At 50.7% G+C, this 17,676-nt stretch carries 13 protein-coding genes; 6 read left to right on the top strand and 7 right to left on the bottom strand.

Annotation, left to right across the window (positions count from 1 at the left end; genetic code table 11):
• Positions 1 to 179 precede the first annotated feature (179 nt).
• The 4 genes from WFJ73_RS25855 (at position 180) to WFJ73_RS25840 (ending at position 3,025) form a co-directional block, all read left to right on the top strand.
• Positions 180 to 980 carry a helix-turn-helix transcriptional regulator gene (locus tag WFJ73_RS25855; RefSeq protein ID WP_336775824.1) on the top strand — a complete coding sequence of 267 codons (801 nt, stop codon included), beginning with the start codon at positions 180 to 182 and terminating at the stop codon, positions 978 to 980.
• Positions 981 to 1,077: 97 nt separating this feature from the next.
• Positions 1,078 to 1,884 carry an alpha/beta fold hydrolase gene (locus tag WFJ73_RS25850; protein ID WP_336775823.1) on the top strand — a complete coding sequence of 269 codons (807 nt, stop codon included), beginning with the start codon at positions 1,078 to 1,080 and terminating at the stop codon, positions 1,882 to 1,884.
• An 18-nt stretch (positions 1,885 to 1,902) separates the two neighbouring features.
• Positions 1,903 to 2,877, top strand: coding sequence for a sensor domain-containing diguanylate cyclase (locus tag WFJ73_RS25845; RefSeq protein ID WP_336775822.1), 975 nt, complete (start codon positions 1,903 to 1,905; stop codon positions 2,875 to 2,877).
• Complete coding sequence (locus tag WFJ73_RS25840; RefSeq protein ID WP_336775821.1) at positions 2,867 to 3,025, top strand: hypothetical protein; 159 nt, start codon at positions 2,867 to 2,869, stop codon at positions 3,023 to 3,025. The genes WFJ73_RS25845 and WFJ73_RS25840 overlap by 11 nt, the downstream gene beginning before the upstream one ends.
• Positions 3,026 to 3,039: 14 nt before the next feature.
• On the opposite strand, the gene WFJ73_RS25835 is transcribed toward WFJ73_RS25840, so the two are convergent.
• Positions 3,040 to 3,309, bottom strand: coding sequence for a hypothetical protein (locus WFJ73_RS25835; protein WP_336775820.1), 270 nt, complete (start codon positions 3,307 to 3,309; stop codon positions 3,040 to 3,042).
• A 166-nt stretch (positions 3,310 to 3,475) separates the two neighbouring features.
• On the opposite strand from WFJ73_RS25835, the gene WFJ73_RS25830 reads away from it, so the two are divergent.
• On the top strand, positions 3,476 to 4,681 hold the full coding sequence (locus tag WFJ73_RS25830) for an MFS transporter (RefSeq protein ID WP_336775819.1): 1,206 nt from the start codon (positions 3,476 to 3,478) through the stop codon (positions 4,679 to 4,681).
• Between the two features lie 67 nt (positions 4,682 to 4,748).
• Here WFJ73_RS25830 and WFJ73_RS25825 read toward each other — a convergent pair whose 3' ends face one another.
• The 6 genes from WFJ73_RS25825 to WFJ73_RS25800 all read right to left on the bottom strand — a co-directional run bounded on the left by WFJ73_RS25825 (position 4,749) and on the right by WFJ73_RS25800 (position 10,067).
• Positions 4,749 to 5,948, bottom strand: a complete 1,200-nt coding sequence (locus WFJ73_RS25825; RefSeq protein ID WP_336775818.1) for a glycosyltransferase family 4 protein — start codon at positions 5,946 to 5,948, stop codon at positions 4,749 to 4,751.
• Positions 5,938 to 6,936, bottom strand: a complete 999-nt coding sequence (locus WFJ73_RS25820) for a lysylphosphatidylglycerol synthase domain-containing protein (RefSeq protein WP_336775857.1) — start codon at positions 6,934 to 6,936, stop codon at positions 5,938 to 5,940. The genes WFJ73_RS25825 and WFJ73_RS25820 overlap by 11 nt, the downstream gene beginning before the upstream one ends.
• Positions 6,937 to 7,122: 186 nt before the next feature.
• Entirely contained in the window at positions 7,123 to 7,572 is a 450-nt protein-coding gene (locus WFJ73_RS25815) for a GNAT family N-acetyltransferase (RefSeq protein WP_336775817.1), read from the bottom strand.
• A 122-nt stretch (positions 7,573 to 7,694) separates the two neighbouring features.
• Positions 7,695 to 8,465: an ABC transporter permease gene (locus WFJ73_RS25810; protein WP_336775816.1), complete on the bottom strand. Its 771-nt coding sequence runs from the start codon at positions 8,463 to 8,465 to the stop codon at positions 7,695 to 7,697.
• Positions 8,458 to 9,438: an ABC transporter ATP-binding protein gene (locus WFJ73_RS25805; protein WP_336775815.1), complete on the bottom strand. Its 981-nt coding sequence runs from the start codon at positions 9,436 to 9,438 to the stop codon at positions 8,458 to 8,460. Before WFJ73_RS25805 ends, WFJ73_RS25810 begins: the two co-directional genes overlap by 8 nt.
• A gap of 26 nt (positions 9,439 to 9,464) precedes the next feature.
• The gene (locus WFJ73_RS25800) at positions 9,465 to 10,067 is read right to left on the bottom strand and encodes a TetR/AcrR family transcriptional regulator (RefSeq protein WP_336775814.1); all 603 of its coding nucleotides are present in this window, start codon (positions 10,065 to 10,067) and stop codon (positions 9,465 to 9,467) included.
• Between the two features lie 498 nt (positions 10,068 to 10,565).
• Between WFJ73_RS25800 and WFJ73_RS25795 the strand changes: the two genes are divergently transcribed.
• Positions 10,566 to 17,549, top strand: coding sequence for an Ig-like domain-containing protein (locus WFJ73_RS25795; RefSeq protein WP_336775813.1), 6,984 nt, complete (start codon positions 10,566 to 10,568; stop codon positions 17,547 to 17,549).
• The last annotated feature ends 127 nt before the right edge of the window (positions 17,550 to 17,676 follow it).

Genomic DNA, 17,676 nt, shown 5'->3' with positions numbered 1-17,676 from the left:
CCCATTCTCTTGCGCCTCTTCTTGACGTTAATTTACCTGACATTATGGAGTGGGGGATTGTAAAAAACGGAACTAATCCGAAAATTATGTTAGAAAACATAACTTAAACACATTGACGAAAGAACAATGCCTTTGTTATTGTTGTACGCATATTAAGGTTGCGGGAGGAACGGACACAGATGATGGAGGAACTTATTAGCGGCATCCAATACGGCTTTGAATGGGAAACAACGAGCTATATAGAACGGAAAATTTATTATAGCGGGCAGCCCGTCATCTATTATCAGTTCAAGACGGATGCGTCCGGGCGGATGATCCATGTCGTGCCGGACGGCTGTGTCGACCTCCTCTTCTGCTGCCATCCCGGAAAGCCTTCCGCCAGGGTTTGCGGCACCGTGCTGCAGGGAAAAGAGCTTTATTTCGAATCTGATACTACCTATTTCGGGGTTCGTCTGTCCGCGAGGCTAAGTCTTCTGCTGCCTAATCTGCCGTTGAAGGAAGTCATTGAAATCCAGGTCCCATTCGAGGATTCTTTATCTAAATACAAAGATACGGGAGCTATTATTGCGGAGCTTGAAGGTTTTTCCGAGCGGATAACAAGCTTTGAAAAGCTTTGCATGCCCATTCTGTCCGGCGATGTCCGTTCCATCCGGATGATTGATTACTGCCTGACCTCCATGCAGCGATCAAACGGCAGCGTTACGATCCGCGAGCTGGCAGAGGATACCGGCTACTCCGAGCGTTATATCCGCTCAAAGTTCGAGCAGTCCCTCGGCATCTCCCCCAAGCTGTACAATCGGATTATCCGTTTCCAGCGTTCGCTCGGCGGCATTGTAAGAGGAGCATCCTCCTTGACGGATGTAGCGATGGAAGGCGGTTATTTCGATCAATCCCATTTTATGAAGGAATTCAAATCTTTCAGTCAGCTCACCCCTATTCAGCTACGGAAACACCTTAAACCTTCCTCATCCTTCCTCTAGTAAATTCGACACAAATCTACAAATGTTCATCCCAATTCCAAAATAATCCGATATAATGTTCATAGTGTTATACTTCTCTTAAGAGAGGAGACCGTCTATGAATACGGATATTCTCACACGCAATAACGTAAAAGTGCTTGGCCGCGGAAAACAGGCTATCGTATTCGCCCACGGTTTTGGCTGCGACCAGAATATGTGGCGGCATATGGTCCCCCTTTTCGAAAAGGACTATCGGATCGTTCTATTCGACTACGTCGGCTCCGGAGCATCCCAAATCAACGATTACAGCCCAGACAAATACAACAGCTTAAACGGCTATGCCGAAGATGTGCTTGATGTGATGGATACGCTTCGTTTGGAGGATGCCATATTCGTTGGCCACTCCGTTAGCGGTATGATTGGCATGCTTGCTTCCATTCGGGAAAAGAAATATTTTCGGCGGATTGTTATGCTTGGCGCATCTCCGAGGTACGTCAACGATCTCCCAAGCTATTATGGGGGCTTTGACCGCAACGAAATTGACGAGCTGCTGCAGATGATGCAGATGAATTTTATCGGCTGGGCAAGCTACCTCGCCCCTATCGTTATGCAGAATCAGGATCGCCAGGAGCTGTCAACCGAGCTTGAGCAAAGCTTCTGCTCCAGAGATCCGCATATCGCGAGGCAGTTCGCGGAAGTGACCTTCTTGTCCGATTGCCGGACGGAGCTGGCCTTCGCTTCAATCCCTACGCTTATTTTGCAATGCGCGGATGACAGCATCTCGCCCCCAGAGGTCGGAGAGTACATGCATACGAAGCTGAAGAACAGCACGTTAAGGCATATGAAGGCAACCGGACATTACCCGCATCTCAGTCATCCGGAAGAGACAACGCAGAATATTAAGGATTATTTGGCGATTTCTTAATAGAAAGGCAGTATTTGAATGGATACCCTGTTAAATGAAGCACCTTGCGGTTATTTCTCTATTACCGACAAGGGACTAATTCAATCGGTCAATCAGACACTGTTAACGATGCTGGGTTATGACCGCGAGGAATTGCTGGAAAGGCATATCGAATCCACGATGTCGGTGGCGAATAAAATGTTTTTCCATACGTACTTCTATCCCTACATCCAGCTTTACGGTCAGGTGAATGAAATGTACCTCTCGCTCCGGACGAAGGAAGGCAAGGATCTTCCCGTTCTTTTGAACGGCATCAGGCGGAACCGGGACGGCAAAGCCATGATCGATTGCGTAGCATTGGAGATGCGGAAACGGATTGAGCATGAAAAGGATATTATGAAGACCAAGCAGCAGCTAGAGGTCTTGTATCAGCAGACGAATGAAGCCAATCATAGGCTGGAGCTGCTGCATGCCCAATACGAGAACAAGCAGCAGGAGTTAATGGAGCTCAATGAGCGGCTCGAGGCCTTGGCTTCGACTGACCCGTTAACCGGACTAAAGAACCGGCGGTATTTCCAAGAGCAGCTGCAAAAGTATACGGACCTGTCCGAGCAGACGGAGGCTGTACTCTCGCTTTGTATCGTTGATATCGACCGCTTCAAAAGCATCAACGATACATACGGCCACCCTGTCGGCGACCTTGTCCTGACCAGACTGGCCCAGCTGCTGCAGGAGCAGTCGCCGGATGAGGCGGTTGTCGCCCGGTTCGGCGGAGAAGAGTTTGTCATTCTGCTGCCTGGACTGGATCAGGAGCAGGCACTCGCTGCCGCGGAGCGGTACCGTGCGGCTACGGAGACAACTCCGCTTGGCGATCTTAGGATCACCATCAGTATCGGTGCAGCAACCTTTGCTGCCTCGGAAACCGAACTTTCCCTGCTCCAGCAGGCCGACCAAGCGCTCTATCTCTCCAAAAACAACGGGCGTAACCGGGTTACGCATTACCGTGGTTCATAATAAAGGCAGTCCGTACCGGTGGTACGGACTGCCTTTATTCGATTCCTATTCGCTAGCCCTTGTGTGGGCCAGCTTAGTGATGTGCGGCATCATTAAGGCGGTTAACCAGCGGCTTTTTCACAGCCTTAACGATGCGCCGTATCGTTAAGAAAAACCTGGTCATCAACGATGGCCAGGTTTTTCATTAACCCCATTACTTTTAAACAATAAACCATAAAAGAACACAACCGCAAAGAGCAACGCAGCGGAAATAAGGAGGATATAAGCTACCCGGTACTTAACAAATTCACCGCGAAAGACAATAAGCTCCACGCACGCAATCATACTTAGACCAACATTCTCGCGATTGTACTTCGTTAGTTTATAGCGGAATATCCGATAGATAAGCAAAATAAAGATAAAGCCCAGAATAACACTTCCGAAATAGATCACGCCAACAGCCTCCCTTCCCTATAGATACGCAACTTCCAGTTATGCCCAAATAATACCATGCTGCAAAAACTTAATCTACCAGCCGCCATCTTCCACTTTACATTAAGAAATTTACGAGTAAGATTGTTAAGACAGTCAAATCTTATGCTCGAAAGGAACCGTCGTCATGTCTTCCACTCATACGCTACAATCACCGGCAGCACCGGCGGACAAAGCTTCGCTTTCTAAGGGGCTGCTGCTTCTGATGGCTTTTACCGCCGGTATGACCGTTGCGAATTTGTATTACAACCAGCCGCTCTTGGCGGATATCGGCCGTTCCTTTGGTGTTGCCCCCGATGAGGTTGGTTTTGTCTCCACCTGCACCCAGATCGGCTACGCCTTGGGCATGTTCCTGTTTGTGCCGCTTGGCGACATCAAAGAACGCAAAGGACTTATTACCGTCCTGCTCTCGCTGGTCAGTCTTTCCCTGATTGGCGTAGCCACCGCGCAAAATCTCGCATGGATGTTTATCGCAAGCTTTGCCGTTGGCCTGACAACCGTTGTGCCGCAAATCCTTATCCCGCTTGCTGCAACACTGGCAGCACCCGGCGAGCAAGGCAAAGCCGTCGGCACCGTAACAAGCGGTCTGCTGCTGGGCATCCTGCTCACCCGGACCGTGTCCGGCTTGATCGGCGGAACCTGGGGCTGGCGTTTCATGTACGCCGTAGCTGCCGCTGCCATGCTGGCTCTGCTGCTTCTGCTCCGTATCAAGCTTCCCGTCGCCCGCGCAACCGCCGAGCTGCGCTATAGCGAGCTGCTGCTCTCCATGGGCAGACTCGTGAAAAAGTACTCCACGCTGCGGGAGTCCGCTTTGATTGGCGCCGCCAACTTTGCCGCCTTCAGTATTTTCTGGACGGCGTTATCCTTCTACCTCGAAGGCGAGCCTTATCATTACAGCAGTCAGATCGCCGGCCTGTTTGGCCTTATCGGAGCGGCAGGAGCATTAGGTGCTCCCTTCGTCGGCAGACTCGCCGACCGTATCCCGACCAAGTGGATGATTGGCGCTTTAATCGCGCTTAATATCATCGCGTACCTGTTCTTTGGGCTGCTCGGCGGCATGTTATGGGCCCTTATTGCGGGCGTTATTTTGCTCGATCTGGGTGTACAAGGCACTCAGGTTGCCAACCAGACCCGCATCTATGCCCTCGAGCCACCGGCGCGCAGCCGTCTGAATACGGTACAGATGGTGACCACCTTCCTTGGCGGAGCGATTGGGTCGTCTGTAGGCAGCTTCGCCTGGCATGAATGGGGCTGGAGCGGCGTCTCATTTGCGGGCGGAATGGTAGGACTGCTCAGCTTTTCCGTATGGCTGATCCACCGTTTAAGAAAATAACGCACACAAGAAAAAACGCTGTAAAGCTGGTCTACCGCCAGCTTTACAGCGTTTTTCCCTTTAAGCGCTACATCCGCTGGGCTGCTCTTTTCCCTGCCCGTTTATAGCTAGCGGCAACCGGACTGGAGCAGATACGTCCCGCATATTGATCAAAAACCTCCGCAAGCACATCATGCTGGAATTGCAGCTTTGCGCGTTTATAACCTTCACGAACGAGTTTTTCGCGCAGCGGCGTATCGCTCGCCAGCTTTACAACAGCATCCGTAATAGCCATAACGGACTCCGGCTCCACAAGGAGCCCCGTCTCTCCGTCAAGCACCGCTTCCGAAGCTCCGCCGGAGCGTCCGGCAATAACCGGTACGCAGGCGGAAGCCGCCTCCAGATAGACGATGCCGAATCCTTCGGCGTCACCCTTCTCGAGCTGCCGGCTTACCATAATGAATTGATTGGCCAGATTGTAATAATCGTTCAGCCGTTCCGTGCCGCTCACTCCGCCTACGAACCGGACCTTGCCTACCACGCCAACCGTTCCGGCCAGCTGCTCCAGTCTATCCCGCTCCGGCCCGTCTCCTACGATGACATAGACGGCGCCCGGAATATGGCGCAGAATCGCAGGCATTGCTTCGATTACCTTGTCATGGCCTTTGCGGGTAACAAGCCGCCCTACCGACAGCAGCACATACTTCCCTTCCAACCCATGCTCCCGCCTTAACTCCTCGTCAACCGCCTTTGGCCCGAACAAGCTTTCAACGCCGGGATGAACAATCCCGATTCTGCCGGGCTCCACCCCGTACTCTTCGACCAGGCGGCGGGTGAATTCGCTGTTGACCAGCACGCCGTCCGCCTTGCGCAGAATCAGCTTCACAATATGATTAAGACCGAAATAACGACGGAACATCAGCATATCCATGCCATGGGCCGAGATAATATAACGACGTCCGCCAAACACGCGGAATAACAAACCGATAAAGCCGATTAACACATACCCGTACACCGTGACATCCGGTTCTTCGCTGCGCAGCGTTTTTTTGACCTGCCGGAACAGCCGTCCCCAGCTGAACACATCGGCACGCTCCCCCCGCATAAACGCCCCTCTTATGGTCCGGTAAGGCTGACCCTCGTCAAACGAAGCATAGTCCGGATATACCGGTGCTATTACGGTCATCTGATGCTTTGTATGTCTGGACAGATTGTAATAGTAGTTTTGCATACCTCCGACACCCGGCGGAAAAACCCCCGCGACGAGCACGATCTTCCTACGTTTCATATACCTTCTCCCTTCGCGTCAGATAGCATACAGCCCGAATAACCGCCCAGAACAGCACCTCCGCCATAATATTCCACAGCCGGGCAATAACCGAAATTTGAAGCGCCGTCTCCGTCCCAAGCTTCATGGACAGGAAATAGACCAGGAAGCCCTCCCTTACGCCAAGCCCGCCGGGCAGCGGACTTACAAGCCCAAGGAGCCAGGAAGTCGCAAACGTTCCCGCAGCGTAAAACAAACCTACCTTCCCTCTATCAAAGCTGTTGGTTAATAGCCAAAAAGCGATACCCATGACAAAGTGGCTGGCCAGAAAGCATGCCAAATAAACAAAAAACTGATTCCGAGTCAGGCTGACCTCCGAGCCGGCCATCTGCGCGCCGCCAAACGACTTGGACATTTTTCCGATCATCTTCTGCAGGAATTTCCACTTCGAAGCTTTGACGAACAAGCTTTTGACCGCTACCGTGAGCGGGCTGTAGAACAAATAAATAAGCGCAAACACGAAAACCAGCAAAAGCCCCACCCAGACCGGGACAATATGCAGGCTGACAATCAGCATCATGGCGTAGACCAGTGCCGCTGCAACGAGCAGAATATTCTCGTATACAATAGCGGCGAATTGGGCATCCAGCGGAACTCCCGCTTTGGTCGCCATCACAATCCGTCCGGCAACGTTCCAGAAGCCTCCGGGAATGTACTTGCCGAACTGGGTTTCAATAAAAATACGGAGACCGCCTAGCATCGGAAGTCCCGTACTGCCGCTTAAGCGTCCGGTATCGGATAAGGAGGCATTGACGATTAACACCCAGATACCGGCTTGAAGCATCAGAAAGATCGAGAATAAGAGCAAGGACAAGTAAAACCGGTCGTTCGCATGTACCAGGAAGGAAGTAAGATCCTCCAGCTTAAGCGGAATGTTGCGAACGATAAATACGACGATGATGGCCAAGACAGCGACCTTGAGCACCGTTGGCGCCAGCTTGCGGTACATCGGCAACCATCAACACCTCCTGACTATAGTTAAGCCATCTTTCCATTATAGGAATGTTCTGTTATCCGTGATTTATCTAGAATGCCGAATTTGGTAAAATCCCATACCTTTTCCATTTAAAAATGGATAAACAAAAAGCCGGCTGCCGAAGCAGTCAGCCTTGAATAGCTGCCTTTTCCGCCGTCGTTAACCCAGTTCCCTAAGCTGCTTCTTGAACCCCTGATTATCGCTGGAGTAGCCCAGCGCGCGGTAGAACTGATGAGCCTTCTCCCGGTAACCGCTGGATACAAAAATAATGTAGCTGCACACGCGCTCTTCTGCGAACTGCTCGAGTCGCTTCATTAGCATCTTTCCAACGCCTTGTCCTCTATAATCAGGATTCACCACAACATTCTCCACAACCAGGAACGGATGGCAGCTCCCGACGAGATCATAACACTCAATACCCATTGCGGTGCCAATCACCTTATCGCCCTCACAAGCGACTGCCAGAAAATAATGCGGAGCCTCCGTCACTATTGCCAGCTGTCTGCCCATCGCTTCCATATTAGAAGGAACCTCCATCAGCATCTCGAATAGCTTGGCCAAATCCTGAAGATCCCGCAGTCCCGCTTCCCGTATTTCAATCGTTGTCATATCGAGCATCCTCCAGTCTTTCTTTACCGTAGATTATTGTATCATTCCGGTGGACCATGGCCAAAAGCCGAATAACAAAAAACCGCCGCCTTGAAGGCCAGCGGTCATTGCTATCTTAGGAGTTAATCGGCTGCACGCCAGTTGATCATTCTCGAAATGAAGGCAAACGATACAATAATGAAACCAATCAGGACGAACATATCCACGGTCACTTGATGCGTCCAGCCTTTGGTGAGCATCTCCCGGAGCGCGGAGGCAGAATAGGTGGTCGGAAAAATAACCCCGATATATCTCAGAACCGGCGGCAGCTGACTGGCTTCCATCATAACCGGCGACAGGAATCCGACAAACATCATCAGCCCCTGCACAAGCATATTCGTCATCTGGTGGTCCGGGGACCAGAACCCGATTCCAGCCCCAATGCCGACCATGCTTAATACGGCCAGCAGGAAGATCGGAATAAGTCCCCACTCGTAATGCAGCCTGATCCCGTAAGCAAACTGCCCGATAAACGCCATGATGATAACCGAAGGCATTGCCGTCATCAGTCCGCGCACCAGCTGAGTGACGACAAAGACTGCTTTTGAGATTGGAAGAGAGGAGTAGAAGGTAAAGTACCCCGCATGCTTTTGCCAGGAAATTTCCTGCCCCAGCGCGTTAAAGCCCATCATAATAATGGCAAATACGATATTGCCAACGATGACATTTACCATGATCTGTCCGGAGGATATCCCGTACATAAACTTCATGAACAACAGCGTGGTAAGCGGAAAGATCGTCGCCATAATAAAGATCCATATCCATTGCTCCCGCACGATGGCAACTTGGATTCGCAACAGGATATACAGCTCGGTCCACATTCGTCCTTTGACAAAAGCAAGCGCATTAGCCAATGAAGCTCCCCACCTTTTCCTCATTGATAACATACCCCGCAGCCTTCTCCTTCTGACTGTCAATGTAGAGATAGACGTCCTCCAGATTGGGAGGAAGCATCGCGTATTCATCAATAGGCAGATCGTTCGCATGAACCATCCAGTCCAGCATCGTACCGGCCCGATTCTTATCGATCAGAAGCCTCAGCCGGTTCTCGCCAGTCTGCTGGATATCTCCCCATTCCTCCAGCTGCTTCATCAGATTCCCCGCTTCGCCTTCCGCTGCCGTCAGCTCAAGCTTCAGCCTTCCGTCCACCCTTTGTTTCAGGTGAGGAACGCTATCGATCTCCAGAAGTCTTCCGTAGTTGATAAAAGCAACCCGGTCCACCACCCGCTCCGCTTCCAGCACGTTATGGGTGACGAGAAGAATGGTAGCCCCTTGGCGATTCCGCTCCACGATAATATCCCACACCAGCCGCCGGTTCAGAGGATCAAGCTCGTTCGTCGGCTCATCCAGCACAAGCACGCGGGAATCGCCAATAATGGTTGTTCCGATTCCGACCATCCGCTTCTGTCCGCCGGACAGCTTCTTAAGCGGCTTGCTCGCAAACTCCGCCATGCCGAACCGCTCCAGCAGCTCCATGGTCTGCTTCTCGGCCTCCTTTTTGGGCAAGCCGCGAAGAACGCCGGTGAAGAGAAGCGCCTCTCTGGCCGTCAGCGCGCCAAGGGCATGCGGCTCTTGCGCATAATAGCCAAACTCCGACGCCACCTTCTTAGCTTGCTTAAGCACATTGACCCCTGCGTACCGGACTTCGCCGGAGGTTGGAGCAAGCAGTCCGACGATCTGCTTGATTAACGTGCTCTTGCCCGCGCCGTTAGGCCCAAGCAGTCCAAGAATCTCACCTTCCCGGATGGAAAAGCTGATGTCGATGTTAGCTTGCTTTTTCCCCTTCTTATATACCTTGTTGATCTGGTCAATCTCGATTAGATCCATCGGCAATCCACCTCTTGTTTCCAAGGTTATTGGTTTATTACGGGTGCAAACAGCTGCAATCCAACCCGGCGCATCCCATCCCATACCGGTGATGAAGGATCATCGGTGTTGACCAGTCCTACGCCTTGAATAAAGCAAAAGTACCCCCACGCGACTTCATGCGCATCATAAGACTGAAGCTGGCCCGCCGATTGGCCTTCGGCGATAACCGTGGTCAGCCCCACCGTATAATCATTGGCGAACCGGTACATCGCTTCCGCTTCCTCCGGAAACCGTTGATGCTGACCCAGCACATATTGCACCAACCGCAGGAAAGAAGAGTTGCTGGCGGCAATTTGAATATGCGCGTCAATCATGGACTTGATCCTGTCCAGCGGCGTTCCTTCCCCGTGCACGAAGGCAAGGAAGGGCTCACGGAACCGCTCGAGCGGCTCCAGCACGGCACAACGGAACAGCTCCTCCTTGCTATCGAAGTAGAGCAGAATCGTTGCCGCGCTCATCCCCAAGCTTTTAGCTAGCAAAGCAAATGTGGTACCGGAAAAGCCATTTTCGGGAAAAACGGTGACGGCTGTCTGTAAGATAAGCTCCCTTCTCTCTTGTCTGGCCTGCTCATTGACAGTCCTTGCCATGTACGAAAGACCTCTTTCCAATTAAATATATGAACGTTTATTTATATAATAAGCGAAGTTCCTTAAATTGTAAATACATCCATTTAAGAATTCGTAAAATTGTTACTCTCCTTTGTCTTTGCCTTCTTGGATTCTAGAAAAAAATGTTCCCCGATGCCCTCGTTTACTAGATATGTAAATAAAAAAAATATTATTTTTTTAATCTATTATTCTTTAACGCACTATCTGTTTTCCTATTATTCAAAGCTTCAGCAGTTAATAATTTCCGCCTAAAACAAGTTATTCTCGCTTAACTCTCCTTTAATAGCCTTATTCCAAATTAAGGAACGTAATCTCTTGTCGAAAAAATGGATATTACTAGAAAAATTCAAGTTGACGCTGTCGCCTGCTGTCATTTATAGTTATTTAGTACTAGTTTGGTGTCTAATTTAACAGGGACTTTTTTCCTAAAATTTGACACAACGAAAACAACTCTATTAACAGAAAGGAAGTGAGTCTATGTTGTCTCGATCATCGGCCTTTACAAGAATCGCTCTATTGCTTCTTGTATTAGGAGTCATGCTCGCAGTCACGCATCCAACTGCCACCAAAGCAGCAGTAAATGTGGTTGACATCAAGAGTAATGCGATGAATTTGGGTACACCTACCCTGGTTTCCGGCACTGCCGGACAAGTAGGGGCCGTCTACAAGTATACGAACGTCATTACAAGAGACGGTGTTACGATTGATGCCAAAGTAACGATTAAAGGGGCTAGCGGGGCATCCCTTGCAGGTAATGTATTGGATAATCCGGGAACCGGCTTTGATGAGCGGTTTAACCCATGGGTCACAACCAGTCCCGGAAGCGGCTCATTGACCCTTCACTTTGATTTCATTGATCAGGCAACCGGCAATCCGGTTCAAATCAAGAACTTCTTTGTAACGGTCATAGACATTGACGGCAGTAGTTCCACCTCTAAGGAATTTGTCCAATTGTCCGGCTTCGCAAGCTATTCTGTGAATAAAAATACACAGCTTGTCATAAGCTCGGTAACCGCCGGCAGAACGCAATTTGCAGGAAGAGGGTCCTCCCTTAATGGTACATCTTTTGAAGATACCGCTTCCGTAATCATCAATTACACCGCACCAATAAACGGGCTGGATCTTGTCGTTGGCAACACGAGCAATTTAAGCTCCCGTCAATTCTCGGTCAACTTCGGTGCTCCTGGCGGTACATTCAGCGATCCGAAGCAGGTAGACAACAGCGCTTCCCCAACTATCAACGTTTCCATTGACGACGGTGGAGACGGCAAACTGACCGCAGGACAAGATAATCTTAAACTGGTTAATATCTCCGGATCCACAAATGCGGGCGCTGGACAGCCTGTCACCCTTACGGTGAAGGATTCCTCGGGCACGGAACGAAATTATGCGGCAACCGTTGGGCCCGACGGGAAATATGCCGCTCAGCTTGACTTCTCCGCTCTGAAATACGGAACCGTAACCGTATCGGCGGACACGGTCAGCTCCGACGGCAATCCGGCCAAGACGGCAACGGATACAACGGATAAAGTGAATACGGCCCCAGTTGCCGCAGACGCTTCTTTCTCGGGAGACGAAGATACGATCTTTAACAAATCCCTGAGCGATAAAGGCAGCGATATCGACGGTGACTCTATCATCTATTCGCTTGTCACTGCTCCTACTCACGGCACTTTGGTTCTAAATGCAAACGGCTCGTTTACATACACGCCAAGCGCGAATTTCAACGGCTCGGACAGCTTCGCTTACAAGGTAAACGATAGCTCGCTGACCTCGAATACTGCGACGGTAACTCTTACCGTTAACCCGGTGAATGATGCTCCAATCGCTCATGATTCCAGTACAAGCACCGTGGAAAATACGCCGGTTGACGGCAATGTGAATGGTTCAGATATAGATGGAGATCTATTGCTGTACCTAGAACAAGACTTGCCGCAGCACGGTACTTTAGCTCTGGACGCGATAACGGGTTCATACACCTACACACCTGACAATGGGTTCGTTGGAACGGACAGCTTTACGTTTACTGCCAACGACGGCGACTTGGGCTCGAACACGGCAACTGTCACCATCACCGTTACAGCGGCGCCTAACGCTGCTCCGGTAGCGCAGGATGGCAGTAAGACTACAAATGAAGACATTCCGGTTACCGATGCAGTATCTGCAACGGACGGAGACAATGACACTCTAACCTATACGCTTGTTACAGCACCGGTTAACGGTACGGTCGTACTGAATGCGGACGGTACTTACACGTATAATCCAAATGCAAATTACAACGGCACAGACAGCTTTACCTATAAAGCGAATGACGGCAAAGCCGACTCCAACGTCGCAACCGTTACTCTGACGATTAATGCAGTTAACGATGCACCTACCGCGAACAATTCGAGCAAAACAACGGATGAGAACCAGTCGGTAAGCGGAGTTGTTACTGGACAGGATATCGATAGCAGCTCGCTATCTTATGAGCTGTATACTGCGCCTGTTAACGGTACGATCGTCTTAAACAGCGATGGCACCTACACGTATACGCCAAACCATAATTACTCCGGCTCGGACAGCTTCACCTTTAAAGCTTACGATGGTCAGCTTTACTCCTCGCCTGCTACCGTAAGTATCACGATTAATGAAGTCAATGAGGCTCCTGTTGCTCAAAACGATACTCTGCAAACCGAGGAAGATAAACCTCTTAACGGCAGCGTTCATGCAACAGACGGCGACGGCGATACGCTTCACTATTCGGTAGTCAATCAGCCTGCTCATGGCGATTTGACTCTGAACTCGGACGGAACGTTCACCTATACGCCAGATCCTAATTACAACGGACCGGACAGCTTTACGTTTAAGGCGAATGACGGCTTGGAAGATTCGAATACGGCATCCGTGAACATCACGGTAACATCGGTCAACGATGCGCCTACGGCCGACGCTTCCAGCAAGACAACGCCTGAGGATACCGCATTAAACGGCAGCGTATCCGGCCAAGATGTAGAAAACAGCACGTTGACCTATACGGTTGTTACGGAACCTGCGCATGGCGATCTTGTGCTTACTCCGAACGGCACTTATACCTATACACCAGATAAGGACTATAACGGTCCCGACAGCTTTACGTTTAAAGCCAATGACGGAGAACTCGACTCTGCACCGGCAACCGTTACAATCACGGTTACACCGGTCAACGATGCTCCTTCCGCGGTTAACAGCGGCGTTACAACAAACGAAGATACACCGATCAACAACTCCGTGTCCGCTAACGACGTGGATAACGACACCATCACTTATACGGTTAAAACCGAACCCGAACATGGTACGTTGGATTTGAAGTCGGACGGTACTTATACGTACACGCCGGATCCTAACTTTAACGGCGAAGACAGCTTCACATTCGAAGCGAATGACGGCCATGGCGGCAAGTCTACCGGCACCGTTACGATTAATGTCACTCCGGTAAATGACGCGCCGGTTGCGGAAGCCGGAACGAAAACAGCTACCGAAGATACTCCGGTTAACGGATCGGTTTCGGGAAGCGACGTGGAAGGCAGCACGCTGACTTACACGATTGTGACTCCGCCGCAGCATGGTACGGTTGATTTGAAGCCGGACGGCACTTATACGTATACGCCGGATCCTAACTTTAACGGCATGGACAGCTTTACGTTTAAGGCAAACGACGGCACGGATGATTCTGCTCCTGCTAAAGTGGACATCACCGTTACTCCGGTAAACGATGCGCCGGCTTCGGAGAACAGCACCTTCAGCACGGCAGAAGATACAGCACTTAACGATAAGGTCAAAGCAAGCGACGTAGACGGCGATACTTTGACTTATACGCTTGTTAATGAACCGGAACACGGGATAATTATTTTCAATCCGGACGGTACCTTTACTTACACGCCAGACCCGGATTACAACGGCCCGGACAGCTTCACCTTTACGGCAAATGACGGAGAGCTGGATTCTACCGAAGCTGCTGTCAGCATTACCGTAACTCCTGTAAACGACGCGCCAACGGCAAATGCAGGAACCAACACAACGCTTGAGGATAAGCCGGTAACCGGCACAGTAACCGGCAATGATGTAGACGGCACAACGCCTACCTACGTTCTTGTAACGGAGCCTGAGCACGGCACGGTTATTCTGAATCCGGACGGCACTTATACGTATACGCCGGATCCTAATTACAACGGTCCGGACAGCTTCACCTTTAAAGCAACCGACGGAAAGGCCGATTCCGTGCCGGCAGTTGTAGAGATTACGGTTACTGCCGTGAATGACGCACCAACGGCATCGGACGATTCCAAAGTTGTTGATTCCGGCTCCAGCGTGACGGACAGCTTCAAGGCTAATGATGTTGATGGCGATACTCTTACCTTCTCGGTTGTAACTCCGCCGACGCATGGTACGGTTGTTATCAATAACGATGGAACTTACACGTACACGCCAGACGCTGGCTATGGCAGCACAGACAGCTTTACGTTCAAGGCTAACGACGGAGAGCTTAATTCCAATACGGCTACCATCACTTTAACCGTTCGTCTGCTTGACGGTTGGGTTGGCGATCGTCCTGTTACGGATACATCCGAATGGACCGTAGCGCCTAACAAACCGCTCAAAATCTCGGCTATTACGGAAGTAACCGCAACGGCCGTTACGGCAACCTTTGACTTCGACGGTCCGGATAGCGGAACGGACAACGATTCGGTTACCCTGGCATTGGCTAACGGCGATACTTACCAGACAGACGGTTTCAAGAAATGGGAAAACGTGCAATACCGTCTTCCTTCCGAAGTAACGAGCGGCGCTCATTCGGTAACCTTCACCTCTTCGAAGGGTAACGAGGTTTTACCGGCTGAAGCTGCTTCCAAGCTTCTAAACAATAATTTTACCGTGATCCGCACCGTGTCCGTTGACGGAACGGTTAAAGATCGCAACACCCAGGCTCCGATTGAAGGAGCAAAGGTAACCTTGTATGATCCGACAGGAACCAATAAAGTTGCTAATACAACTACGGATGCTTCCGGTTACTATAAATTCCCGAATGTCCGTACCGAGCATTACCTGATTGTCGTAGAGAAGCAAGGCTACGCAACACGCAATCAAGTCATTAATGCTTTGCCGGGCTTGGCGGCTGAAACAACGATTCATCAAAACTTCGAGCTTGTGAAATACATCTTGAAGCTTAGCGCTAACCCTAGCTCCATCGTAGGTGATGGCCATACGGTTTCGAAACTGACGGCCATTCTGACTGACATTGACGGCAAACCGCTCAAGGATGTCAACATCACCTTCTCCGCATCGCTCGGAACCTTCCTAGGCGGTTCCCCAACCGCGGTGACCGATGCGGCAGGCAAGGCTACGATAGATTACCAATCGTCCAAGATAGAAGGTATTTTATCGCAAAGCGTTCCGGTAACGGCTACGGCTAATGACGTAGAACGCAGCATTTACGCGCAAGAGCAAATTATCATTACCTTTGAGCCTGCTTCCGTAACGGGCGTTGTTGCTACAACGGATAACGGAACGCGCACGATCGTTGCAGGCGCAGTCGTTAAAATCACAAAAGACTTTGACGGCGACGGCATTATCGATTTCGCAGCTGAAGCCATTACCGACGCAGACGGCAAGTACAGCATCGCCGTTCCGCGCGGTGACGAAAGCTACGATATCGAAGTCATCAAAACCGTTCAAGTAGGCGGCCAGACCAAAGAGGTTTCCTTCAGGCAAACCGTTGAGGTTGGCGCGGTAAGCGGAAATGCTGGCGAGGTTTTTGAATCGACGAAGACCATTACCGGCCTCCTTACTCAGAAGCTTCCAACCGGTCAAAATGACGTGCTTCAACAGGATTTCATGAACCAGGTAACTGTGAAGCTGATTGGTCCGGCACCGGATCATAAAGAATACACAGCACCTTTGAACGGTGGCGTATTTAATATTCCAGGCCTTGAGCGGAATACGGAATATCAGATTGCAATCATCTTCAAGGTTCCCGATGCGGAACACGGCGGCTTCAAAGACATCATTATTAACGCATTGGACAACAACGGTACCCTCCCGACAATCAAGCTGGCAGCCAACGGCGAAATGAACATTCTTAACGAACTCATTGACCCGTATGGCGACATTACCGACATCAATACCCATGCTGCCATTGACGGGGCAATCGTAAAGCTGTATTACGCAAACACGCCGCGTAATATTACAAACGGCAATACGCCTGGCACGGAAGTTAAGCTGCCTGCAATCGCAGGCTTCGCTCCAAGCGACAACGCGAACCCGCAGACAAGTAAAGACGGCGGTAAATACGCGTACATGGTTTATCCGACGACCGATTACTACATCGTTGCAACGGCTCCAGGCTATGTCACTTATACGAGCCCAACGATCCCTGTCGAGTTTGCGATTGTCCGCCATGACATTCAGATGTCCAAAGCGTCTGTTGCCCCTGCCGGCAAGCCTAACGTCGTTGTTAACGTATCCGTAGACAAGGACAGACAGGAAGAAGGAACAGCAGGCAAGATTAAAGTGGAGTACCTGAACAACGGTACAAACCAAACTACCGGCGCAACCGTGACGTTGACCCTTCCTGAGGGAACAACGGTAACCAATGCCGACGGCGGCAAGGTAGAAGGCAATAAAGTGACGTGGAACGTGGGAGATTTGAACATCGGAGATAAAGGCGTACGCAATGTGGAAGTGAAGTACCCTTCTATCAAAGAGACAGAGCTTCTCGTAACGATTTCCGCAGAGGGCAAAGCGAGCCAAGAGCTGCTGAACCCTGAAGCGGCAAAAGCATCCGTGAAAGTATTGCTGTTCAAGACCGGAGACGAGACTGTGAAGCATCAACGCTACATTCTCGGCTTCCCTGACGGCAAATTCAAACCAAGCCAGAAGCTGACCCGCGCGGAGCTTGCGGCCATTATCGCACGCCTCCTGAACGGCGGCTCGACAACGCTGAAAGCTGAATTCAAGGATGTGCCTTCAACCCAATGGGCTAGCGGCTATATCCGGATCGTAACGGACAGCGGTATCTTTAAAGGCTTTGCAGACGGCACCTTCCGTCCGAACCAGCCTGTAACCCGCGAAGAATTGGCTACGGTTATGGTACGTTACCTGAAGCTGGAGACGTCTATGCCAATCACTCCGCAATTCGGAGACAGCGACGGACGCTGGTCCTCCTCGGCAATCGAGGCATTGTTCCGTAACGGCCTGACAACGGGTTATCCGGACGGCACGTTCCAACCGGGCAAAGACATCGTTCGTCTTGAAGCCGTAACGCTGATCAACCGTCTTCTGTACAGAGGCCCGCTGACTGACGTAGAACCATCCTTCCCGGATGTTGGGAAGAGCAACTGGGCGTTTGGTCAAGTCGAAGAAGCAACAAGAAGCCACGAAGCTAAGCGCACTTCGGACGGCAACGAGCATTTCGTTAAAGCAATTGACGACAATGTGAAGTAAATCGTTAAGGCCGGCAATCCATATAGGACTGCCGGCCTTTTTTTTATCACATGGAATTAGGGCATTTACCTAAATTAAACCAATATTGCTGCCGATTAGATAATATACAGACAAATAGGAGAGTGTT

Source organism: Paenibacillus sp. MMO-58 (assembly GCF_037146255.1).
Lineage (GTDB): Bacteria > Bacillota > Bacilli > Paenibacillales > Paenibacillaceae > Pristimantibacillus.
Note: the sequence above shows the minus strand (reverse complement) of the source record. Positions and strands in the feature narration are given on the sequence as shown.

Coding starts and splice junctions, on each gene's coding strand:
- WFJ73_RS25795 (WP_336775813.1), top strand. CDS start 10,566: ATGTTGTCTCGATCATCGGCCTTTACAAGAATCGCTCTATTGCTTCTT.
- WFJ73_RS25815 (WP_336775817.1), bottom strand. CDS start 7,572: ATGACAACGATTGAAATACGGGAAGCGGGACTGCGGGATCTTCAGGAT.
- WFJ73_RS25805 (WP_336775815.1), bottom strand. CDS start 9,438: ATGGATCTAATCGAGATTGACCAGATCAACAAGGTATATAAGAAGGGG.
- WFJ73_RS25820 (WP_336775857.1), bottom strand. CDS start 6,936: ATGTACCGCAAGCTGGCGCCAACGGTGCTCAAGGTCGCTGTCTTGGCC.
- WFJ73_RS25830 (WP_336775819.1), top strand. CDS start 3,476: ATGTCTTCCACTCATACGCTACAATCACCGGCAGCACCGGCGGACAAA.
- WFJ73_RS25800 (WP_336775814.1), bottom strand. CDS start 10,067: ATGGCAAGGACTGTCAATGAGCAGGCCAGACAAGAGAGAAGGGAGCTT.
- WFJ73_RS25845 (WP_336775822.1), top strand. CDS start 1,903: ATGGATACCCTGTTAAATGAAGCACCTTGCGGTTATTTCTCTATTACC.
- WFJ73_RS25850 (WP_336775823.1), top strand. CDS start 1,078: ATGAATACGGATATTCTCACACGCAATAACGTAAAAGTGCTTGGCCGC.
- WFJ73_RS25825 (WP_336775818.1), bottom strand. CDS start 5,948: ATGAAACGTAGGAAGATCGTGCTCGTCGCGGGGGTTTTTCCGCCGGGT.
- WFJ73_RS25855 (WP_336775824.1), top strand. CDS start 180: ATGATGGAGGAACTTATTAGCGGCATCCAATACGGCTTTGAATGGGAA.